Source organism: Alcaligenes sp. Lyrl_28 (genome assembly GCF_051948705.1).
In the GTDB taxonomy this organism is placed as follows: domain Bacteria; phylum Pseudomonadota; class Gammaproteobacteria; order Burkholderiales; family Burkholderiaceae_B; genus Alcaligenes; species Alcaligenes ammonioxydans.
The window spans coordinates 80,044-101,194 of sequence record NZ_JAYJLG010000001.1; the positions used below are offsets into that span (position 1 = coordinate 80,044).

The 21,151-nt window shown below is 56.3% G+C and carries 19 protein-coding genes; 13 read left to right on the forward strand and 6 right to left on the reverse strand.

Annotation, left to right across the window (positions count from 1 at the left end):
- The first annotated feature begins 138 nt into the window (after positions 1-138).
- The 3 genes from VF694_RS00360 to VF694_RS00370 all read left to right on the forward strand — a co-directional run bounded on the left by VF694_RS00360 (position 139) and on the right by VF694_RS00370 (position 3,196).
- The gene (locus VF694_RS00360) at positions 139-1,104 is read left to right on the forward strand and encodes a LysR substrate-binding domain-containing protein (RefSeq protein WP_003800059.1); all 966 of its coding nucleotides are present in this window, start codon (positions 139-141) and stop codon (positions 1,102-1,104) included.
- 344 nt (positions 1,105-1,448) lie between these two features.
- Positions 1,449-1,916: a Dps family protein gene (locus VF694_RS00365; RefSeq protein WP_039943084.1), complete on the forward strand. Its 468-nt coding sequence runs from the start codon at positions 1,449-1,451 to the stop codon at positions 1,914-1,916.
- 155 nt (positions 1,917-2,071) lie between these two features.
- Complete coding sequence (locus VF694_RS00370; RefSeq protein WP_440163511.1) at positions 2,072-3,196, forward strand: branched-chain amino acid ABC transporter substrate-binding protein; 1,125 nt, start codon at positions 2,072-2,074, stop codon at positions 3,194-3,196.
- A gap of 77 nt (positions 3,197-3,273) precedes the next feature.
- Here VF694_RS00370 and VF694_RS00375 read toward each other — a convergent pair whose 3' ends face one another.
- The 4 genes from VF694_RS00375 to ugpB form a co-directional block, all read right to left on the reverse strand.
- Positions 3,274-4,359: a sn-glycerol-3-phosphate import ATP-binding protein UgpC gene (locus tag VF694_RS00375; RefSeq protein WP_003800053.1), complete on the reverse strand. Its 1,086-nt coding sequence runs from the start codon at positions 4,357-4,359 to the stop codon at positions 3,274-3,276.
- Positions 4,360-4,379: 20 nt separating this feature from the next.
- Positions 4,380-5,222, reverse strand: coding sequence for a sn-glycerol-3-phosphate ABC transporter permease UgpE (gene ugpE / locus VF694_RS00380; RefSeq protein WP_003800051.1), 843 nt, complete (start codon positions 5,220-5,222; stop codon positions 4,380-4,382).
- Between the two features lie 21 nt (positions 5,223-5,243).
- Complete coding sequence (ugpA, locus tag VF694_RS00385) at positions 5,244-6,128, reverse strand: sn-glycerol-3-phosphate ABC transporter permease UgpA (RefSeq protein ID WP_003800049.1); 885 nt, start codon at positions 6,126-6,128, stop codon at positions 5,244-5,246.
- Positions 6,129-6,313: 185 nt separating this feature from the next.
- Positions 6,314-7,621: a sn-glycerol-3-phosphate ABC transporter substrate-binding protein UgpB gene (gene ugpB / locus VF694_RS00390; RefSeq protein ID WP_003800047.1), complete on the reverse strand. Its 1,308-nt coding sequence runs from the start codon at positions 7,619-7,621 to the stop codon at positions 6,314-6,316.
- A gap of 166 nt (positions 7,622-7,787) precedes the next feature.
- Here ugpB and proC point away from each other — a divergent pair, with 166 nt between their 5' ends.
- From proC to VF694_RS00420, 6 genes are all read left to right on the forward strand, one after another.
- Entirely contained in the window at positions 7,788-8,639 is an 852-nt protein-coding gene (gene proC / locus VF694_RS00395; RefSeq protein ID WP_131071790.1) for a pyrroline-5-carboxylate reductase, read from the forward strand.
- Between the two features lie 323 nt (positions 8,640-8,962).
- Entirely contained in the window at positions 8,963-10,084 is a 1,122-nt protein-coding gene (locus VF694_RS00400) for a high-affinity branched-chain amino acid ABC transporter substrate-binding protein (protein ID WP_003800044.1), read from the forward strand.
- 104 nt (positions 10,085-10,188) lie between these two features.
- Positions 10,189-11,118 (forward strand): high-affinity branched-chain amino acid ABC transporter permease LivH, encoded by a 930-nt coding sequence (gene livH, locus VF694_RS00405; RefSeq protein ID WP_003800042.1) that lies wholly within the window; start codon positions 10,189-10,191, stop codon positions 11,116-11,118.
- Entirely contained in the window at positions 11,118-12,341 is a 1,224-nt protein-coding gene (gene livM / locus VF694_RS00410) for a high-affinity branched-chain amino acid ABC transporter permease LivM (protein WP_039942987.1), read from the forward strand. The genes livH and livM overlap by 1 nt, the downstream gene beginning before the upstream one ends.
- Positions 12,338-13,102, forward strand: coding sequence for a high-affinity branched-chain amino acid ABC transporter ATP-binding protein LivG (livG, locus tag VF694_RS00415; RefSeq protein WP_003800036.1), 765 nt, complete (start codon positions 12,338-12,340; stop codon positions 13,100-13,102). Before livM ends, livG begins: the two co-directional genes overlap by 4 nt.
- Positions 13,103-13,804 carry an ABC transporter ATP-binding protein gene (locus VF694_RS00420; RefSeq protein ID WP_003800034.1) on the forward strand — a complete coding sequence of 234 codons (702 nt, stop codon included), beginning with the start codon at positions 13,103-13,105 and terminating at the stop codon, positions 13,802-13,804.
- A gap of 246 nt (positions 13,805-14,050) precedes the next feature.
- Here VF694_RS00420 and VF694_RS00425 read toward each other — a convergent pair whose 3' ends face one another.
- Together VF694_RS00425 and VF694_RS00430 are read right to left on the reverse strand one after the other, a co-directional pair.
- Complete coding sequence (locus VF694_RS00425; RefSeq protein WP_039942985.1) at positions 14,051-14,665, reverse strand: glutathione S-transferase family protein; 615 nt, start codon at positions 14,663-14,665, stop codon at positions 14,051-14,053.
- 60 nt (positions 14,666-14,725) lie between these two features.
- Positions 14,726-16,636 (reverse strand): alpha/beta hydrolase family protein, encoded by a 1,911-nt coding sequence (locus VF694_RS00430; RefSeq protein ID WP_440163512.1) that lies wholly within the window; start codon positions 16,634-16,636, stop codon positions 14,726-14,728.
- A gap of 153 nt (positions 16,637-16,789) precedes the next feature.
- On the opposite strand from VF694_RS00430, the gene VF694_RS00435 reads away from it, so the two are divergent.
- The 4 genes from VF694_RS00435 to fumC are packed head-to-tail and all read left to right on the forward strand — an operon-like array spanning position 16,790 to position 21,057.
- Positions 16,790-17,761, forward strand: coding sequence for a D-2-hydroxyacid dehydrogenase (locus VF694_RS00435; protein ID WP_003800028.1), 972 nt, complete (start codon positions 16,790-16,792; stop codon positions 17,759-17,761).
- A 3-nt stretch (positions 17,762-17,764) separates the two neighbouring features.
- Entirely contained in the window at positions 17,765-18,553 is a 789-nt protein-coding gene (locus tag VF694_RS00440; RefSeq protein ID WP_003800026.1) for an SDR family oxidoreductase, read from the forward strand.
- 12 nt (positions 18,554-18,565) lie between these two features.
- Complete coding sequence (locus VF694_RS00445) at positions 18,566-19,609, forward strand: type I glyceraldehyde-3-phosphate dehydrogenase (protein ID WP_003800024.1); 1,044 nt, start codon at positions 18,566-18,568, stop codon at positions 19,607-19,609.
- Between the two features lie 50 nt (positions 19,610-19,659).
- Positions 19,660-21,057 carry a class II fumarate hydratase gene (gene fumC, locus VF694_RS00450; RefSeq protein WP_440163513.1) on the forward strand — a complete coding sequence of 466 codons (1,398 nt, stop codon included), beginning with the start codon at positions 19,660-19,662 and terminating at the stop codon, positions 21,055-21,057.
- Positions 21,058-21,151 lie beyond the last annotated feature (94 nt).

Here is a 21,151-nt window from a genome sequence, read left to right on the forward strand (position 1 = left end):
TCACCGTTTACGGCGTGCTAAGCCAGGCAGGATGGATATGGCGCCATAGGCGCCCCTGTATTGTGGTGAAGATGCTCAGCCTGTCCGGCCAGCGCTCTTTACCCAAGGTCTTAATGCTGTTTTGCACAAGGAATTGTCATGACATTGACCGAGCTGAAGTACATCGTTGCCGTGGCACGCGAACGCCATTTTGGGCGTGCCGCCGAAGCCTGCTTTGTGAGCCAGCCCACCTTATCGGTGGCCATCAAGAAGCTGGAAGACGAATTAGGCGTGGTCATCTTCGAGCGTGGCGGGCCCGAAGTGGCGATTACCCCGATCGGGCTGCGTATTGTTACCCAGGCACAGAAGGTGCTGGAAGAGGGGGCCAATTTGCGCGAAATTGCCCGACAGGGCCATGATCCCCTGGCCGGTCCATTGCGCGTGGGCATTATCTACACAGTAGCGCCGTATCTGCTGCCAAAGCTGGTTCCCAAGCAGATCGAACTGACTCCGCAAATGCCGCTGTTATTGCAGGAAAATTTTACGGTGCGCCTGCTGGAGCTGCTGCGTCAAGGTGAGATTGATTGTGCAATTGTGGCCCTGCCTTTGCCCGAGACAGGCCTGGTCATCCGCGAGCTGTATGACGAACCCTTTGTAGTGGCTATGCCGCATGATCATGCCTGGGCCAAGCGTAAGGAAATCGACCCCGAGCAACTGAAAGACCAAACCATGTTGCTGCTGGGCGCCGGCCACTGCTTCCGCGACCAGGTGCTGGATGTCTGCCCCGAGCTATCCCGTTTTTCGGCCTCCAGTGAAGGGATACAGCGCACCTTTGAAGGATCGTCGCTGGAAACCATCCGACATATGGTCGCCACCGGCATCGGTTTGACGGTCCTGCCTGCCAGTTCACTGACGGCCCCCGGACAGGCTAACGAACTGCTGGCCTACGTTCCCTTCAAAAAACCCATTCCAGATCGGCGCATTGCCTTGGTCTGGCGCAAAAGTTTTCCACGTCTCTCGGCCATTGATGCGCTGACCCGTGGGATCATGGAAAGCGGGTTAGCTGGTGTGAACTACTTAAAAGTCGAATACAACAGCAATTTCCCGTATCCTGAACTAGCGTAAGCCGCGCAGCCACTGCGTGTTATTCTGCTTCAGTATTTATTTAGCCCTCTGTTTAACAGGAGTCCACTATGGCAAAAGCCGTGAAAGCAGTGAGTAAAACCGCCAAGGTCAACAAGGCCGAAGAAGCCCCGAACACTGATACCAAGGTCGCAGTTGCAGCCGATGCAAAGGCTGAAGCAAAACCGGCCCCCGCCAAGAAAGTGACTGCTAAAAAGGCCGTCGCCAAAAAGCCTGCTACAGCGGCCGCCAAGCCTGCGGCCAAACCCGCCGCCGCCCGTAAACCGGCGGCTGCAAAACCGGCCGCCACCAAACCCGCTGCCCCCGCGACGTCCACCAGCAGCGCGCTGAAGATTGATATCGGCATTTCCACGGCAGATCGTGCTGCGGTGGTCAATGAGCTGTCCAAGGTGCTGGCCGACTCTTATACCGTCTACCTGATGACACACAACTTCCACTGGAACGTCACTGGCCCCATGTTCAAGACTCTGCACGAGCTGTTCATGACCCAGTACACGGAACTGTGGCAGGCTCTGGACGACATCGCTGAGCGTATCCGCGCGTTGGGTCATTACGCGCCAGGCACCTACGCCGAATTCCAGAAGCTCTCCTCGATTACGCAGCCCACTTCCGTGCCGGATGCCACCACCATGATCGAATTGCTGGTCAAGGGTAACGAAGCGCTGGCTCGTACCGCCCGTACGGCTTTTGATCGCGCCGACTCTGCCGACGACCAGCCCACGGCTGATTTGTTGACCCAGCGTCTGGACGTGCACGAGAAAAACGCCTGGATGCTGCGCAGTTTGCTGCAGTAATTCGCTCGTTGTCGCTGTCCAAGCGCAAGAAAAAGGGCCGCCGCAAGGTGGCCCTTCTTTTTTCCACTATAGAAAACCCTGAATTGGGCCGCAAGGCAGGCATAAAGCCTCGTTATCGGTGTATGCTTTCCTGCATATTCACGGAGGTGTTTTCTATGAAAATTCGTTTCACTCCTGTTGCAGCGGCCATGAGCCTGGCAACGGGTCTGCTCCTGTCCGGTGCTGCTCACGCTGACAATATCCGTATCGCGCTGGCGGGCCCTTTTACAGGCTCGGTCACCCAATACGGCGATATGGTCAAACAAGGTGTCGACACAGCCATCGAACAGATCAATGCCAGCGGTGGCGTTCTGGGCAAACAGCTCGAACTGGTCACTGTTGACGACGCCTGCGAACCCAAGCAAGGGCCTGTCGCCGCTAACCGTATCGTGAATGACAAGATCCATTATGTTGTCGGCCACGTGTGTTCGGGTGCGACCATCGCGGCCACGGACATTTACAACAACGAAGGCGTATTGATGGTCACCCCATCGGCTACGGCTCCTGCGGTCACCGATGGCAAAGGCTATGAAATGATCCTGCGCACCATCGGTCGCGATGATCAGCAAGGCCCGGCTGCTGCCAAGTTCATTCTGGAACAGATCAAACCCACCAAAGTAGCGGTGCTGCACGACAAGCAGTCCTACGGTCAGGGTATTGCCGCCTCGGTCCGCTCTGAACTGCAAAAAGCCGGTACGGACGTGGTCCTGTTCGAGGGGATCAATGCGGGCGACAGTGATTACTCGGCTGTAATCACCAAACTGAAATCCACGGGTGTGGACTTCGTGTACTTTGGCGGCTATCACCCCGAAATGGGGCTGTTGCTGCGTCAGGCAGATGAGCAAGGCGTGAAAGTTCATTTCATGGGCCCAGAAGGGGTAGGCAACCCCGATATCAACGCCATTGCCGGCAAGGCCGTGGAAGGTATGCTGCTGACCTTGCCTGCGGACTTCTCGCAAGATCCCGACAACCAGGCCATCGTACAAGCCTTCAAGGACAAGAAGCGCGATCCTAGCGGTGCGTTCCAGTTGTCCGCCTATGCTGCCACCTTGGCTATTGCCGAAGGCATCAAGGGCGCTGGCGCTGACGACCCCGTCAAGGTGGCAGAGTACCTGCATGCCAACAGTGTGAAAACACCTATCGGTCTTATCAGCTGGAACAAGCAGGGCGACCTGAACGACTTCAAATTTGATGTGTTCAGCTGGCACGCAGACGGTAGCAAATCGGTCTACGGCAAGTAATCTCTGATACTTGTGTGCAAAAAAAAAACCGACCTTCGGGTCGGTTTTTTGTATTAGGGTTTTGCGCTCAAGCCCATTCAGGCATCAATACGCAACCCCGTCTCGCGATCGAACCAGTGCAAAGGGTGGGGGGGCATGTGACCAATCTGGATGGCCTCCCCAATTTGAATCGGATACTCGCGCGTTTGTTCAATCGGACAGCGCACAATAATGCGGTAGTCGCCACAACCCAGATGCAAGAGCTGCTCGGAGCCCAGAACTTCGACCATTTCAACTTGCGTCGTCACACCCGGCACATGCAGCCTGATGTGTTCAGGGCGAATGCCCAAAAACACCTTGCGGCCTCGGACGGAGGCAGGCACCATCTCAGGGCCAAACTGCACAGACTGGCCATTGTCCTGCAGAATCTGACCTTGCTCGCTCACTTGCACCGGTAACAGGTTCATGGGCGGCGAGCCAATAAACGTGGCCACAAACACCGAGGCCGGTTTTTCAAACACCTCGACCGGAGTGCCGATCTGCTCGGGCATGCCCTGGTTCATCACAATCATGCGCTCAGCCAAGGTCATGGCCTCAATCTGATCGTGAGTCACATACAGGCTGGTGGTTTTCAGGCGACGATGCAGTTTCTGAATTTCCAGGCGCATCTGGACTCGCAGCTTGGCATCCAGGTTTGACAACGGCTCATCAAACAGAAACACCTTGGGCTCACGCACAATCGCACGACCCATCGCCACCCGTTGGCGCTGACCACCTGATAGCTGGCCGGGACGCCGCTCAAGCAGCGCACCCAGCTCCAGAATGGCCGCCGCCGCATTGACCCGTTGCTTGATCTCGTCCTTGGAGAATTTCCGGATCTTCAGACCATAGGCCATATTGTCAAAGACCGACATATGAGGGTAGAGGGCGTAGTTCTGAAACACCATGGCGATGTCGCGTTCAGCCGGTTCCAGATCATTGACTACTTTACCGTCAATCAGAACCTGGCCCGCCGTAACGGATTCCAGGCCTGCCACCATACGCATCAAGGTCGATTTCCCGCAGCCGGAAGGGCCCACAATGACCACGAACTCGCCATCGTTCACGTCCACATCAATGCCGTGAATAACGACCGTCCCGTTCGGGTAGGTTTTCTTGACGCCTTCAAATCGTAAGCTAGCCATTCAATAAAGCCTGTAGAGAATTACTTTTCAGAGTCGATAAGACCTTTGACGAACCATTTTTGCATCAGCATCACCACCAGTGCGGGCGGGATCATCGCCAAAAGGGCCGTTGCCATCACCACATTCCATTCAGTCACGCTGTCACCACCGGAAATCATGCGCCGGATACCGACCACAATGGGGTACATATCCTCTTTGGTGGTGATAATCAACGGCCACAGATACTGGTTCCAGCCGTAAATGAACTGAATCACAAACAAAGCGGCAATGCTGGTTTTGGATAGAGGCAGCAACACATCCTTGAAAAACCGCATCGGGCCAGCCCCATCAATACGCGCTGCCTCGATCAACTCATCCGGCACGGTCAGAAAGAACTGGCGAAACAGGAAGGTGGCCGTTGCCGAGGCGATCAGAGGCAAAATAAGGCCTCCGTAGCTATCGAGCAATTGCAAATCGGCCACCACCTTGTAAGTGGGCATGATTCGCACTTCCACAGGCAGCATCAGGGTGATGAAAATCATCCAGAAAAACAGCATGCGAAAGGGGAAGCGGAAATACACCACGGCAAATGCCGAGAGCATGGAAATAATGATCTTGCCAACCGCAATGCCCAGCGCCATCACCATGCTGACCAGCAGCATGCGGCCCACGGGCGGAGAATTGGTCGCCGTGCCTTGCAAGGCGGTCAGGTAGTTCTCCACCATGTGCGAGCCCGGCCAGAGCGACATGGGCGCACGGGCCACTTCGGCACTGGTCTGGGTCGAGGCCACAAAGGTGATGTACAGGGGCAGGGCGATCACGATCACACCCAGGATCAGGATAAGATGCGTGAAAAAATCGAGAAGAGGGCGTCGTTCAACCATGACTGTGTTCCTTGCTGCGCATTAGCTGTACGTCACTTTGCGATCGATGTAGCGGAACTGAATCACGGTCAGTGCCACCACAATCGCCATCAGCACCACGGACTGAGCCGCCGAGGAACCAATATCCAGGCCTCGAAAGCCGGTGTTATAGACTCGGTAGACCAGGATCGACGTTGCTTCACCTGGGCCGCCTTGGCTGACGACATCAATGATGGCGAACGTATCAAAGAAGGCATAAATAATATTGACGACCAACAGGAAAAAGGTCGTGGGCGCCAGCAGGGGAAACACAATGCCCCAAAAACGGCGCATTGGCCCGGCACCGTCCATGGCGGCTGCTTCAATCAGAGAGCGAGGGATTGCTTGCAGACCCGCCAGAAAGAACAAAAAATTGTAAGAGATCTGTTTCCACACTGAGGCAATCACCACCAGCAACATGGCATCGTTACCATTCAAACGCGGGTTCCACTCAAAGCCCTGCTCCAGCAGAAAAACCGCCACAATCCCCACGGACGGCGAAAACAGAAATAGCCATAACACACCGGCCACGGCGGTTGCCACGGCATAAGGCCAGATCAGCAGGCTGCGATACAGCAGGGCGCCGCGCACCACGCGATTTGCCATTACCGCCAACAGCAGCGCCACCACCAGGCCCAGAACGGACACGGCAAGGGAAAACACGGCGGTCGTCTTGAACGAGGCCCTGTATTCCGTACTGCTGAACAGCTCGGTAAAGTTGGCCAGGCCGACAAACTGCGAGGACAGACCAAACGGATCTTCCAAATGAAAAGCCTGCCACAGCGCTTGCCCGGCAGGCAGGAAAAAAAAGATCACAGTAATGGCCAGCTGCGGAGCAAGTAGCAGGTAGGGCAGTGTCTTATGACGAAAGACGACACGTTTTTCCATAGGTTCGCGCGCAAGGGGAAAGGAGCGCCACCATCAGGGTGGACAGATTTCAGGTGAAACGAAAAGCGTATGAGCAGCCAGGACGGCCTGCTGACGGTTTAGTAGGGCCAGGGGCCGGAAGGAACGTCGTCAGGCGCTGCGCTCATACGCTCGATTGTAAACCACCCGCACAAGGCGGGCCCGGCTTACTTCACGCTCTTTTCAAAGCGCTCCAGCAGTTCATTGCCACGGTTTTGCATGGCTTTCAAACCTTCTTCAGGCGTGACTTTACCTGCAAAAATCTGTTCCATCACACCGTCCTCGATATCGCGAATCTGGGGCAAATAACCCAGTCGGATACCGCGGGAGTTATCGGTCGTGCTGGCATCGAGCTGTTTGACCGCCACATCCGCACCTACGTTTTTAGCGTAGAAATCGGACTCCTTGGTCTTTTCAAAGCCGGCCTTGGTCACAGGGACATAACCGGTGTTCTGGTGCCAGGCAGCAGCCTGCTCAGGGCTGGAGATGAACTGGAAGAATTCGGTAACGCCTTTGTAGACATCATCCGACTTTTTGGCAAATACCCAGAGGGAGGCGCCACCAATAATGGAGTTCTGAGGGGCGCCTTGCACATCGCTGTAATAGGGCAGGCTGCTGGTGCCAAACTCAAACTCGCCGGTTTTGATGATGTTGGCGCGGTTGCCGCTGGAGCCGGTAAACATGCCGCACTTGCCGCTGGTAAACAGGGCGTTGGCCGTATCACCCCGACCGCCGTACGAGAAGGAGCCGTCCTTGGACATATCCGCCAGGAAGGTCATGTGCTTGAGAAACAGCGGATTGTCCAGCTGCAGGCGGGCACCGGGGCCACCAAAGCCGTTGTTTTCACTGGCATACGGAATGTTGTGCCAGGCCGCAAAGTTTTCCAGCAAAATCCACGATGGCCAGGACGAGGTATAGCCACACTCCTGACCGGACTCACGCAGCTTTTTGGCGGCGGCATGCAGTTCCTGCCAGGTCTTGGGTGGGTTTTCGGGGTCCAGGCCAGCCTTTTTGAACGCATCCTTGTTGTAGTAGAGCACGGGAGTGGAGCTGTTGAACGGCATGGAGATCAGCTTGCCCTCGTTCGAAGAGTAGTAGCCGGCCACAGCGCCCAGAAAATCAGCGGGGTTGATCGGTTTGCCCACTTTTTCGGACATCTCCTGAACGGGCTGAATAGCGCCTTTGGCTGCCATCATGGTGGCTGTGCCCACTTCAAAGACTTGCAGGATATCGGGTGCATTTCCCGCCCGGAAAGCGGCCACGCCAGCATTCATGGACTCGCCATAATTGCCTTTATACGAAGCCTTAACCTGGTAGTCCGACTGAGATGCGTTAAAGTCTTTGACTAATGCATTAACCCGTTCGCCCAAGGCTCCTTCCATTGAGTGCCAGAACTGAATTTCCGTGGCCGCTTGCGCAGTGCCAATCGAAGCAATCAGACCGGCCAGAGACAGAGCAAATAGTTTTGTTCGCATCAGGTTTTCTCCTGTATAAAAGGTGCCGCTAAGGTGTAGCAGGTTTTAAAACTCAAGCTTATGACTTGTTTATGACGCTCTCGTGAATGTATCCATGGGTTCGTCATATAAGCAATGACTAATTACCCTCAAACGCTAAGAAAACGTGTCAGAGGACAGATTTTAAATGGGAGCGATGATGAATCCACACGATACCTCTTTTAAGCTGGCGTTTATCGGCGCAGGCAATATGGCTAGCGCGCTGGCCGCTGGTTTGATCGGGAAACGCTGCGGCGGCTCGGACGTTTTGGCAATCGATATCTACCCGCCCGCCCTGGAGTCCTGGGCCCAGCAAGGCGTACACATCGCCCATGAGCCCGGTCCGGCCCTGTCCAGGCAACGTATCTGGGTTTTCGCCGTCAAGCCCCAGGTCATGAAAGAGACCGTGCTGGCCTGCAAACCCTATCTGCAGGACGATACCTTGGTGATCAGTGTCGCTGCCGGTATCCCCGCCACCGCGCTGGCCCAGTGGCTGGGTGAGCCTGGCAAGCCGTACCAGCGTGTTATCCGCTGCATGCCCAATACGCCGGCCTTTATTGGCTGTGGCATTACCGGTCTGATGGCTCTGGAACAGGTGGATGACAGCGACAAATCCATTGCTCAGCAATTGTTGAAGTCCGTTGGCGAGGTGGTTTGGGTTGAGGACGATGCAGCCATTGATGCCGTCACCGCCGTTTCGGGCAGTGGCCCAGCTTACGTCTTTTTGTTCATCGAAGCCTTGATCAAAGCCGGAATTGAGCAGGGCTTGTCGCCCGAACAGGCCCGCCAGCTCTCACTGGCGACCTTGCATGGAGCCACCCAGCTGGCAACCCTGTCTCCCGAAGCGCCCTCCGTCTTGCGCGAGCGGGTCACCTCCAAGGGCGGTACCACGGCTGCAGCTTTGGCTGTTTTTAACGAAGGGGGTTTTACGCCACTGGTACAACAAGCGGTCAAGGCTGCCAAACTGCGGGCCGGTGAACTGGCTAAAGAGTTTTCCTGATACCTGCTTGATTTTCTTTACCCCAAGCGGAATTAATCGGGCGCCCTGAACAGGCAAAACAAAAAGCATCCTCCGGGATGCTTTTTGTCTTTTAGCCATAAGGCCTTGAACAGGCGAGGTATTTTCAGGAAACAGGTTTTTAACAAAGCAGGCTTATTCGGAAAACACCGTTGCGCGGCGCTAGGGCTTATACGAAGTGACAACGTTTAGGCGGCTACCCCAAAATGGGTTCCCCTGGTGCAGAACAACGATTATCCAGGCACCAGAAAAAGCACTTTCTAAAAAGCAATGCCGGTAGACCCCGGCCTCGGGAGACAGCTGCTATGACCTTTACTCGACGCTTTACCCCCGCTCTGACCGCCCTGGCCACGGTAATGGCCATGGGTACCGCCTACGCGGCGGACACCATCAAAATCGGTATTCCTCAACCCATGACCGGCCCATCGACTCAATACGGGGACCAGATCCAGGCCGGTGCCTTGACCGCGATTGACGCGATCAATGCAGCAGGGGGGGTCAAGGGCAAAAAGCTGGAGGCCGTTCTGATTGACGATGCCTGTGAACCCAAGCAGGCCGTACCGGCTGCCAACCGCGTGGTCAACTCCGGCGCCAAGTTCGCCGTCGCCCATGCGTGCTCGGGCACGACCGTACCAGCTGTCAACATCTACGAACAGGAAGGGATTGTGGCGATTACTCCCGGCGCCACCTCGCCGCTGGTGACCGACACCATCAAACCTCATTACTTTTTCCGCACCATCGGGCGCGATGACCAGCAAGGCCCTTTTGCGGCCGACTACATTGCTGATGTGCTCAAGCCCAAGAGCATCGCCGTGCTGCATGACAAGCAAACCTACGGCTCGGGCGTGGCCACGCAAGTGCGTGACGCACTCAAGAAAAAGAACATGAACATTGTCATGTACGAAGGCATCAACGTCGGTGACAGCGATTATTCAGCCGTGATCACCAAGCTCAAGGGCGTCAATCCAGACCTGATTTATTTTGGCGGCTATCACGCCGAACTGGGTCTGTTACTGCGTCAGGCTCGTGAGCAGGGCATGACAAACACCTTCATGGGACCGGAAGGCGTTGCCAACCGTGACCTGGTCGCCATTGCCGGCCCGGCAGTGGAAGGATTGCTGGTGACCTTGCCAACTGACTTCACCAAGATGCCGGCCAACAAAGAGGTGATGGAGAACTTCAGCAAATACAAGCGCAACCCTAACGGGGCCTTCACGTTCCCGGCCTATGCGGCAGTACAAATTATTGCCGATACGATCAACGCCGTCGGCGAGGATTCGGCCAAGGGCGCTGACTACATGCACGCAAATGCGTTCAATACCGCCATTGGCGAGGTAGAATACGACGCCAAGGGTGATTTGAAGCACTTCGAATTTGCCGTTTTCAAGTGGGATAAAGATGGCAACTTTGATCTAGTTGAGAAATAAGACTGGATGATGTGCCCCCGCTCTTTATGAAGAACGGGGGCATTGCTTTTGGATGCCCACAAAGCCTCAGAACAAAACGACGGACTCAACGGAAAAAAACAAGCATGTCTGATTTACTCCCTCAGATCGTGCAACAGCTGTTCAATGGATTATCCTTGGGCGCTATTTATGCACTGATCGCCATCGGCTACACAATGGTCTATGGCATTATCGGAATGATTAACTTTGCCCACGGCGAGATCTATATGATCGGCGCCTATGTCGGGCTGGTAACCCTGACTGCGATTGGCGTAGGCTCGGGTCTGCCCATCTGGCTGATCATTCTTATCATGTTGCTGGTTGCCATCCTGGTAACCGCCGTTTACGGCTATGCGATTGAAAAAGTCGCCTATGCGCCGTTACGTGGCAGCCCCCGGCTGGTTCCGCTGATCTCGGCCATTGGTATGTCCATTTTTCTGCAGAACTGGGTGGCCCTGGGTCAGGGCGCGCGCGACATGGCCGTACCAACGCTGCTGTCGGGTTCCTTCCAGTTCAGCCTGGGCTCGGACGGCTTTACCGTTACAGCGCCATACTCGCGTGTCATGATTATTGTCGTGACCGTGGTGCTGATGATCATGCTCAGCCTCTACATCAAGTATTCGCGACTGGGGAGGGCTTCGCGCGCGTGTTCCCAAGACTTGCGCATGGCCAATCTGCTTGGTATTGATACCAACAAGATCATTTCCTTTACCTTCATCATCGGTGCCATGCTGGCCGCCGTGGGCGGCGTGCTGATTGCCACCGCGATTGGCAAACTGAACCCCTTTATCGGCTTTATCGCCGGCATCAAAGCCTTTACCGCCGCCGTGCTGGGCGGGATTGGCAGCATCCCTGGCGCCATGCTGGGTGGTGTCTTGCTGGGTTTGGCAGAAACCTTTGCGGCTGCCTTTATTTCGTCGCAGTACAAGGACATCGTGGCCTTTTTGCTGTTGGTCTTTATCCTGCTGTTCCGCCCCACGGGCCTGCTGGGTAAACCCGAGGTGGAGAAAGTCTGATGATGAACCGCTTTAGCAATGCATTTATCGCCGCTGTTCTGGCAGGCATCATTGTGGCTCCCGTCTTTGGGCTGCAAATTGTGCGCTCCGGAATGACTACCCATCTGGAGAGCGATTGGCAGATCGTCCTGATTGGCATGGCCCTGGTATTTGTGGTTCAGCTGATCCGGCCCAACGTCAATCGCACCAAAGTGCGAGAAAGCCGCTGGACACTGCCGACGCTAAGCATGCAGCACAAAAAGATTCTGCTGTATATCGTGATTGCCTGCGCCGTGGTCTGGCCCTTTTTTGGCGGTCGAGCCCAGGTGGACATTGCCACCCTGGTGCTGATCTACATCATGCTCGGTCTGGGCTTGAACATTGTGGTGGGCTTTGCCGGCCTGCTGGACCTGGGTTTTGTGGGTTTCTACGCGGTGGGTGCCTACACCTACGCCTTGCTCTATCACTACGCAGGCTGGGGCTTCTGGGAAGCACTGCCGCTGGCTGGTGGCATGGCGGCCCTGTTTGGCTTTCTGCTGGGTTTCCCCGTGCTGCGCTTGCGTGGCGACTATCTGGCCATCGTCACTCTGGGTTTTGGCGAAATCATCCGCCTCTTGCTCATCAATATGTATGACCTGACCGGCGGCCCTGACGGTATTTCCGGCATACCCAAGCCAACCGTATTCGGTTTCCCCATGGCGCGTCGTGCGCCAGAAGGGCAGACCACGTTCCACGACTTGATGGGCTGGACCTTCAGCAACCAGGACGTGGTGGTGTATCTGTACTTGATGGCCCTGGCTTTGGCCCTGATTACCTTGCTGGTCTCCAGCCGCGTGGTGCGTATGCCCATTGGCCGTGCCTGGGAAGCCTTGCGCGAGGACGAGATTGCCTGCCGTTCGCTGGGGCTGAACCCGACCACCATCAAGCTGTCTGCCTTTACCATGGGCGCCATGTTTGCCGGCTTTGGCGGGGCATTCTTCGCTGCCCGTCAGGGTCTGGTCAATCCAGAGTCTTTCACCTTTATTGAATCCGCCCTGATCCTGGCCATTGTGGTGCTGGGTGGCATGGGTTCACAAATCGGCGTCATCCTGGCGGCCATTGTGCTGACTGTGGTCCCTGAGCTGGCCCGAGAGTTTGCGGAGTATCGGATGTTGATTTTTGGTCTGGTCATGGTGGCCATGATGGTATGGCGTCCGCAGGGCTTGTTGCCTGTGCAGCGTCCTCATGTGGAGTTGCGCACATGAGTCCATTACTGCAAGTATCAGACCTGTCCATGCGTTTTGGCGGCTTGCTGGCGGTGGATTCCGTCAGCTTTGATGTGGCCAAAGACGAGGTATTTGCCATCATCGGGCCCAACGGGGCAGGCAAGACTACGGTGTTTAACTGCGTAGGCGGTTTTTACAATCCCACTTCCGGCTCGGTCACTCTGGAAGGTCAGCCCATTCACGGCCTGCCCAGCCACAAAGTGGCTCAGAAAGGGCTGGTGCGCACTTTCCAGAACGTGCGTCTGTTCAAGAAGCTGACCGTGCTGGAGAACCTACTCGTTGCCCAGCACAGCCAGCTCAAGGCCGGGTTCCTGTCGGGGCTGCTGAATCTGTCACGATACAAACAGTCCGAGAAGCAGGCCAAAGAACGTGCCGTGCAATGGCTGGATTTCATGGGGCTGACTGACCTGGCCAATCGCGAGGCCGGCAACCTGGCCTACGGTCACCAGCGCCGTCTGGAAATCGCGCGTTGCATGATTACCCAGCCGCGCCTGTTGATGCTGGACGAACCGGCTGCCGGCCTGAACCCCCAGGAAAAACGTGACCTGCAGGCTCTGATCGACCAATTGCGTCGCGAATTTGGCGTGGCCGTCTTGCTGATCGAGCACGATATGAGCCTGGTTATGGGCGTATCGGACCGGATTCTGGTGATGGAGTATGGCAAACCCATTGCCACCGGCCTACCTGAAGAAGTGCGCAATGATCCGCGCGTCATCAAAGCCTATTTGGGGGAAGAATAAGTGCTCAAGCTGGACTCCGTATCTACCCATTACGGCGCGATTCAGGCGCTGGACCAAGTCAGCGTGGACGTCAATCAGGGCGAGATCGTCACCCTGATTGGCGCGAACGGCGCAGGCAAAACCACCTTGCTCATGACGGTATGCGGTTCGCCCCGAGCCAGCTCGGGCAGCATCAGCTTCATGGGCGAGGACATCACGCACGCTGACACGCACCGCATCATGCGCAAAGGCATCGCCATTTCCCCGGAAGGCCGCCGCGTCTTTCCGGACCTGACCGTGTCGGAAAACCTGAAGATGGGCGGTTTCTTTCTGAACCGCAGTGAGATCGAAGAAGGGGAAGAGCATGTCTACAAACTGTTTCCCCGTCTGAAAGAACGCGCCTCCCAGCGTGCCGGGACCATGTCCGGTGGTGAACAGCAAATGCTGGCTATTGGTCGTGCCCTGATGAGCAAACCCTCTTTGCTCTTGCTGGATGAACCGACGCTAGGGCTGGCTCCGCTGATCATCGCGCAGATCTTTGACATCATCCGCACCATTCGTGATGAAGGCGTGACGGTGTTCCTGGTCGAGCAGAACGCCAACAAGGCCCTGCAAGTCGCAGACCGTGGCTATGTGCTGGAAACCGGGAAGGTGGTGATGCAGGATACCGGGGCCAATCTGTTGGCCAATCCGGATATTCGCAAGGCGTACTTGGGCGCGTAAACAGCCAGCCCTCATAGCCTCAGCGCCGTACCGCACCGCGCATTTGAAGTATCGCTTTAATTGACGGGCTGTAAAAAAAACCTGAATCTCAGCTTGGGCTGGATTCAGGTTTTTTATTCGGAGAGTCAGCAGGGAAAAGGATGGCGGCACCAACGCTAAAAACCGTCGACATTCCTGCCCACAGTGTCAGGGGAGTAAAGCACGGCCGCATCCCCTGAACGCCTGAATCGCTAGCTGCAATACAACTTAATCCTTCAACAAGCCTTCACCACGCAGCGCCGCCTTCACACCTTCGTTCTGCTCCATACGGGCAAAGAAAGCGTTCAGGTTCTTCATGCCTGACAGGTCCAGCTTCATCAGACCCGCCCAGCGCAGCACCACGTACAGATAAGCATCAGCCACAGACAAGGAACCCGACAGGGTTTCTTTGCCTTCCAGGTGCTTGTCGATCACACCAAGCTGCTTGGTCAGCAGGACGGCCGTCTTGGCTTTGATTTCGGCCTGTGTCGATTCCTGATCTGCATAGCGATGCGTACCAAACATGACACCTACGTTGCGGTGGATTTCGGCATTCAGGAACGCCAACCAGCGGCGGGCCTCAAAGCGTTGTTCGATGGTGTTGCCCAGCAGATTGGCCTGAGGAAATTTTTCGTTCAGGTACTCCAGAATAGCGATGCTTTGCGTCAGGACCAAATCACCATCGACCAGAACCGGCACGGCCCCGTTAGGGTTCAGCTTCAAGAATGCTTCTTGCTGCAGCTCGTCGCGGCTGACGCGCTGAGCTTCAAACGGTGTGCCGATCCACTCCAGTGCGATGCGGGTCACCAAAGGACAAGCGCCCGTCATGTAATACAGTTTCATACGTTCTCTTTCCAAAAGTGCAGTAAACAAATGGCGCGAGCTCATCGCGCCACTCCAAAACTATCGAGCTTGAAGGTGGCGGGCCAGGAAGCGCTCCATGCGTTCGTAAAACTCGAACTTGTTCTCGTCATTGTGAAAGCCGTGGCCTTCGTTGTCCTTGACCATATACTCCACATCCACGCCGCGAGCCTTCAAGGCCTCTACCATTTGATCACTTTCTGCCTTGTTCACCCGTGGGTCGTGGGCGCCCTGGGCAATAAATAACGGGGTGCGGATCCTGTCGGCATGCAAAACAGGCGAATTGGCTTCCAGCAGCTCCTTGTCTTTGACGGGATCACCCACCATCGCATGCATCTTCACCAGCATCGGTTTCCAGTAGGGCGGAATGGTGTTCATGAAGGTCAGAAGATTGGACACGCCTACATAGTCCACTGCCGCTGCGTACAAGTCAGGGGTTTTGACAATACCGGCCAAGGTCGCGTAACCACCGTAGCTGGCACCGTAAATAGCAATGCGTTTGGGGTCAGCAATCTTTTGATCGATCAGCCACTGAACGCCATCGCTAATGTCGTCCTGCATGCTCAACCCCCATTGTTTGAAGCCCGCTTCCCAGAACTTGCGACCATAACCGGTCGAACTACGGAAGTTGATCTGCAAAACAGCGTAGCCACGGTTGGCCAGGAACTGGACTTCGGGGTTAAAGCCCCAATAGTCCCGCGTCCAAGGCCCCCCGTGCGGATTGATGACCACCGGCAGGTCGCGGTTGGGCACACCCAAAGGCAGGCTCAAGTAGCCATGAATCTTCATGCCATCGCGGGCCGTAAATTCGATGGGCCTCATCACCGCCATATCACTTTCCGGCAAAGCACTATTGATGACGGCCAGCTTGTGCAGGCTGTTGCTGTCCACATCGTACAAATAGCGCGAGCCAGGGTTGCGGTCGCTGTAGCTGGCCACAATCATTTTCTTCTCGTCGCGTGTCATGGACTGCACGCTGATTTCATAGCCCGGCAATTGACGGGCGATCGCGGCGTGAATTTTCTCGCTTTGCTCATCAAAGAAATGCTGACCGGGCTTGTCGGTATAGTAATCCACCGACGTCAGCACCTGACGCAGGCGTGAATACCCGGCCCCCATCAGGTCGTAATCGGGTAGCTCATAAATATTCTCTTCCACGTCGGGTCTGGCAGGGTCAATCAAGACCAATGCCAAGGTGTCACGCCCACGATTGCTCAGGGCATAAAAGCGCTGGTTATCGGCGTGAAAAAAGAGGGGGCTGACTTCGGTGCGGAAATCTGTTTGCAAAATGCTGCGGAAAGGCTCGGATTCGCTGTCACGATAACGCAGTTCGGAATCCACACCGGAAATGGCCATGGCCAGGCGTACGCGGCCCTGATGGTCCGTGCTCCAGCCCAGCACATCTCCCGGATTCTCGGCCGCCAGCGTGCTTTCACCGGTCAGCACGTTGACCTTGTAGACATCAAAGACTTCCGGGTTGCGACCATTGTGCGAGACCAGAATATGGTCCGGATCATCGGGCAAATCATCTTGCACGCCCGCTCGCACCCCTTTCAAAGGCGTCAAGTCCGTGATCTTGCCCGTATTCACATTAACGGCCAGAACGTGATAGTTCTCGTCGCCATTGACATCCTTGGCGTAAATTACGGTCTCGTCGCCTTTCCAGAAGTACTCGGCAATATCGCGTTGATGCTCGGCGGTCACGCGACGAGGCTCGCCGACCGGTTCACTGCCTTCCAGCTCTTGCACAAAAATATTCTGACGAGCGGGATGTCCGTCGATCTTGACCGGCTCCATAAAGCCGATCATGCGCCCTTGATCAGAAATCCGGAAACCGCTGCGTTTGGGGTTCTGAAAAAAATCCCGAATGTCGTACAGGGGAGGAGTGACGCTGGCGACGTTCTCCGGTACCAGGGCATGCGCGCCCAAAGAAAGCAAGAGGGACAAGAGCATAAGCACGAACCTATAAAACAGGGTTATGGAAGGAGACCAGGGACAAGCCTGCATCAATCCCATTACTATATCGGATGATGATCCCAAGCAAAGGCAAGAACCCGCTGATAATAGGGCCGCAACGTACCGCTACCGCTCAGGACAAGGACAGGCATGACTTCTTTGACTCGTATCGTTTTTCTGGATAGGGAAACACTGTCTGACAGCGTCAAGCTGCCGCAGGTTCCCTTTAAGCATGAACTGCAAGTGTACGGACGTACGGCTCCCGATCAAGTGGCCGAACGTATTGCTGATGCCGACATTGTCATCAGCAATAAAGTGGCGCTGCGACGCGAGCATATGCAGGCCGCGCCCCACTTGAAAATGATCGCACTGGCCGCCACGGGTAGCGACAACATTGACCTTGATGCCGCCCACGAACGTCAGATTGTGGTCAGCAATATCCGCGACTATGCCGTACGCAGTGTTCCAGAACACGTTTTTGCACTGATCTTTGCCTTGCGTCGTAATATCTGCGCCTACCGCCAGTCCGTCAAGGAAGGACGCTGGCAAGAAGCCCAGCAGTTTTGTTATTTCGACTATCCCATCCGCGATCTGGCCGGCTCCACCCTGGGTGTGATTGGCTCAGGCTCTCTGGGTCAGGCCGTCGCCACCATGGGCCGAGCATTGGGGATGAAAGTCATCTTTGCGCAGCGCCGTGGTCAGACCATCGTCAGCAATGCCGATGACCGCTTGCCCTTTGAGCAAGTGCTGGAACAAGCCGACATTCTCTCGTTGCATTGCCCCTTGACCGCTGACACGCAGAACATGCTGGGTATGGCCGAATTCGAACGCATGGCCCCCCGCCGTCCCTTGCTGATCAATACTGCCCGTGGCGGGCTGATTGACAATCAGGCACTGGAACACGCCTTGCGTCAAGGCTGGCTGGGAGGCGCAGGGATTGATGTTTGCACGCCCGAGCCGCCACCCGCTGACCATACCCTGATGCGCTTGTTAGACTTACCCAATTACATTTTGACCCCGCACATAGGCTGGGCCAGTCAGGAAGCCATGCAGGCTTTGGCAAACCAGCTGATCGACAACATTGCGGCTTTCCATCGTGGCCAAGCACGCCATACGCTGTAAATAATGACTGATTTACGCTCCTATCAAGCCAATTTTTCCCTGGCCGGTCGCTGCGCTCTGGTTACCGGCTCGTCCGCCGGCCTGGGCCTGGACATCGCCCGTGCCTACGCCGCTCACGGCGCCCATGTGATTCTGCATGGCCGTCACGCCAGCAAGCTCCTGCCGATTGCCGAGGAATTGAAAACCGCCGGTGCCCAGGTCGATACCTGGGAACAGGATCTGGCCGATCTGGACGCCTTGCCTGACTCTTACCAGGCCCTATGTCAGCGCGTCGGCACGCCCGATATTCTGGTGAACAATGTCGGCGTGCGATTGCGCAGCAGCTTGCAGGAGGCGGCCTGGGACGATATTGAGCATTTGCTGCAGGTAGACCTGCTGGCGACGCTGAAACTATCAAAGTACGCCGCCCAGGCCATGCTGCAAGCCCAAGCCCGACAAGGTCGTATTGTTACCTTGACCTCCATCGCTGGCCCCCTGGCTCGACCAGGCGACGCCATTTACCCCGTTGCCAAGCAGGGACTGGCAGGGATGGTGCGAGCGCTGGCGGTAGAATTTGGCGGGCAGGGCATTACCAGCAACGGCATCGCCCCCGGCACCTTTGCCACCGAGAGCAATGCGGCTCTGGCCCAGGACCCGGTCAAAGGCCCGCTGGTAGTTGGCCGCAACCCCCTGGGGCGGTGGGCCAGGCCGGATGAAATCCGCGCTGCCGCTGTGTTTCTGGCCTCACCGGCTGCCTCCTATGTCAATGGCCATATTGTGGTTGTAGACGGCGGATTTTCCATTACTTTCTGAGTTTCTCCGATCATGCCGCTACCTCGTCCCATCCGCATCGCGATCAATGGCTATGGCCGCATCGGCCGTTGCCTGCTGCGTGCCATTTACGAATCTCCACGACGCCAGGAATTTGAAGTCGTCGTCATCAACGAGCCAGCTACGATTGCCACCATGGCCTACCTGACCCGTTTTGACTCGACCCACGGCGTCTTTCCGGCGCCGGTAGAGCACAATGAGCACGAGCTGATTGTGGCCGGCACCGCCATACGAGTGCTGCACGAAACCGACCCCAAAGCGATTGATTGGGCCGCCCTGGAGCTGGATATGCTGATCGAATGCAGTGGCGCTTTTGGCAGCCGTGCGGGGCTGCAGCAGTTTCTGGATGCTGGATGCCCGCGTGTGCTGCTCTCCAATCCGGGCAACAGCGCTCATGACGTCGATTTCACCGCTGTGCTGGGCATTAACCATGAGCAGTTGCAGGGCGATGAGCGTATTGTCTCCAACGCTTCATGCACCACCAATGCCATCATTCCGGTCTTGGCCGAGCTGGATAAAACGTTCGGCATTCGTCACGCTTTTTTAAGTACGCTGCATTCGGTGATGAACGATCAGCCCATGATTGATGGTTACCACAGCAGCGATCTGGCCCGTACCCGCTCGGCTCTGCAGTCCATGATTCCGGTCTCTACGGGCCTGGCAACTGGGGTGGAGCGTCTCTTGCCACAGCTCAAGGGCAAGGTACAGGCCAAGTCCATTCGCGTGCCAATTCTGAACGTGTCTGCGATTGATCTGATGGTCAACCTGGAGCGCGACACCAGTCGGGACGAAATCAACTGCCTGTTTCAGCAGGCGGCGCAACGCTTACCGGGTATTTTGGACTACTCCGATCAGGCCCATGCTTCGATCGACTTCAATCACAACCCGCACTCTGGTGTGGTGGACGGCTCGCAAACCCGAACCAATGGGGACGGGCTGGTCAATATGCTGGTCTGGTTTGACAACGAATGGGGATTCTCCAACCGCATGGTCGATATTGCCTGTGTGTGGGCTGCGCGCTTTTTGCGCCAGCCGTGAACACCCCTTTTTCACACTAAGCTGTCATCCTAATTTTTTCAGGAGCCATGATGAGTACGACACGTATTGAACAGGATTCCATGGGGACCATTGAGGTTCCGGCCGAACACTATTGGGGCGCGCAGACACAGCGCTCCATCCAGAACTTTCCGATTGGCCGTGACCGCTTCAAGTGGGGTCGCAGCATGATCGAGTCGCTGGGCATCCTGAAGAAATCGACAGCGCTGGCCAATCAGGAGCTGGGCGAGCTTCCCGAGGATCTGGCCCGCCTGATCGTGCAGGCGGCCGATGAAGTCATCGCAGGCAAATGGGACTCTGAGTTCCCGCTGGTGGTGTTCCAGACCGGCTCGGGCACCCAAAGCAATATGAACGTCAACGAGGTCATCTCCAACCGCGCCATTGAGCTGGCCGGTGGCGAGAAGGGCAGCAAAAAACCCGTCCACCCCAATGACCACGTGAACCGCGGCCAATCCTCCAACGATACCTTCCCCACGGCCATGTACATCGCCGTGGGTCTGGAATGTCAGCGCCGTTTGCGCAAAGACGTGGGCCAGTTGCGCGACACGCTGGCGGCCAAGGCCAGGCAGTTCAATACTATTGTAAAAACCGGTCGCACCCACTTGCAGGATGCCACACCCGTTACGCTCGGCCAGGAAATTGGGGCATGGGTTGCGCAGATCGATTTTGGCCTGCAAACGGTGGAGAAGGCCCTGGACGGTATTTACCAGCTGGCTATTGGTGGCACCGCCGTGGGAACTGGCCTGAACGCTCATCCTCAGTTTGGCGAACGCACCGCAGCCCATATTGCCAGAATCACCGGTCTGCCATTCCAGGCTGCCGAAAACAAGTTTTTTGCTCTGTCGGCCCACGACGCGCTGGTGAACCTGTCGGCGTCCCTGCGCACCCTGGCCGGCGCCTTGATGAAAATGGCCAATGACGTGCGCTGGCTGGCCAGTGGCCCTCGTTGCGGAATTGGCGAGCTGCAAATCCCCGAGAACGAGCCCGGCTCCTCCATCATGCCCGGCAAGGTCAACCCCACTCAGTGCGAAGCACTGACCATGGTGGCCGTTCAGGTCTACGGTAACGACGCGGCTGTGGGTTTTGCGGGCAGTCAGGGCAATTTCCAATTGAACGTCTACAAGCCGGTGATGGTTCACAATGTGCTGGAAAGCATTGCTCTGATCAGCGATGCATGCCTGGCCTTTGACGAGCATTGCGCTCAGGGTCTGGAGCCGGTCATGGAGAAAATCCAGCACAATCTGGATCAGAATCTGATGCTCGTGACGGCCTTGAACCGCCATATCGGCTACGACAAAGCCGCTGCGATTGCAAAAACGGCCCACAAAGAAGGGCTGACACTGCGCGAATCCGCCTTGAAATCGGGCTACCTGACCCAGGAGCAGTACGACCAGTGGATTGTGCCGCTGGACATGACCCACCCAGGCTAAGCACCTGCCTGGCTTGGGCTTGAGCGTATTCGTCCCCATCCAGGGACGAATACGTAACAAAGCGGTTTTTGTCCCTATGAAAGACTAGGGGAGT

Excerpts from the sequence above, each read along its gene's own strand:
- VF694_RS00360 (WP_003800059.1), top strand. The coding sequence starts at position 139 with ATGACATTGACCGAGCTGAAGTACATCGTTGCCGTGGCACGCGAACGC.
- VF694_RS00370 (WP_440163511.1), top strand. The coding sequence starts at position 2,072 with ATGAAAATTCGTTTCACTCCTGTTGCAGCGGCCATGAGCCTGGCAACG.
- VF694_RS00375 (WP_003800053.1), bottom strand. The coding sequence starts at position 4,359 with ATGGCTAGCTTACGATTTGAAGGCGTCAAGAAAACCTACCCGAACGGG.
- ugpE (WP_003800051.1), bottom strand. The coding sequence starts at position 5,222 with ATGGTTGAACGACGCCCTCTTCTCGATTTTTTCACGCATCTTATCCTG.
- ugpA (WP_003800049.1), bottom strand. The coding sequence starts at position 6,128 with ATGGAAAAACGTGTCGTCTTTCGTCATAAGACACTGCCCTACCTGCTA.
- ugpB (WP_003800047.1), bottom strand. The coding sequence starts at position 7,621 with ATGCGAACAAAACTATTTGCTCTGTCTCTGGCCGGTCTGATTGCTTCG.
- proC (WP_131071790.1), top strand. The coding sequence starts at position 7,788 with ATGGGAGCGATGATGAATCCACACGATACCTCTTTTAAGCTGGCGTTT.
- VF694_RS00400 (WP_003800044.1), top strand. The coding sequence starts at position 8,963 with ATGACCTTTACTCGACGCTTTACCCCCGCTCTGACCGCCCTGGCCACG.
- livH (WP_003800042.1), top strand. The coding sequence starts at position 10,189 with ATGTCTGATTTACTCCCTCAGATCGTGCAACAGCTGTTCAATGGATTA.
- livM (WP_039942987.1), top strand. The coding sequence starts at position 11,118 with ATGATGAACCGCTTTAGCAATGCATTTATCGCCGCTGTTCTGGCAGGC.
- livG (WP_003800036.1), top strand. The coding sequence starts at position 12,338 with ATGAGTCCATTACTGCAAGTATCAGACCTGTCCATGCGTTTTGGCGGC.
- VF694_RS00425 (WP_039942985.1), bottom strand. The coding sequence starts at position 14,665 with ATGAAACTGTATTACATGACGGGCGCTTGTCCTTTGGTGACCCGCATC.
- VF694_RS00430 (WP_440163512.1), bottom strand. The coding sequence starts at position 16,636 with ATGCTCTTGTCCCTCTTGCTTTCTTTGGGCGCGCATGCCCTGGTACCG.
- VF694_RS00435 (WP_003800028.1), top strand. The coding sequence starts at position 16,790 with ATGACTTCTTTGACTCGTATCGTTTTTCTGGATAGGGAAACACTGTCT.
- VF694_RS00440 (WP_003800026.1), top strand. The coding sequence starts at position 17,765 with ATGACTGATTTACGCTCCTATCAAGCCAATTTTTCCCTGGCCGGTCGC.
- VF694_RS00445 (WP_003800024.1), top strand. The coding sequence starts at position 18,566 with ATGCCGCTACCTCGTCCCATCCGCATCGCGATCAATGGCTATGGCCGC.
- fumC (WP_440163513.1), top strand. The coding sequence starts at position 19,660 with ATGAGTACGACACGTATTGAACAGGATTCCATGGGGACCATTGAGGTT.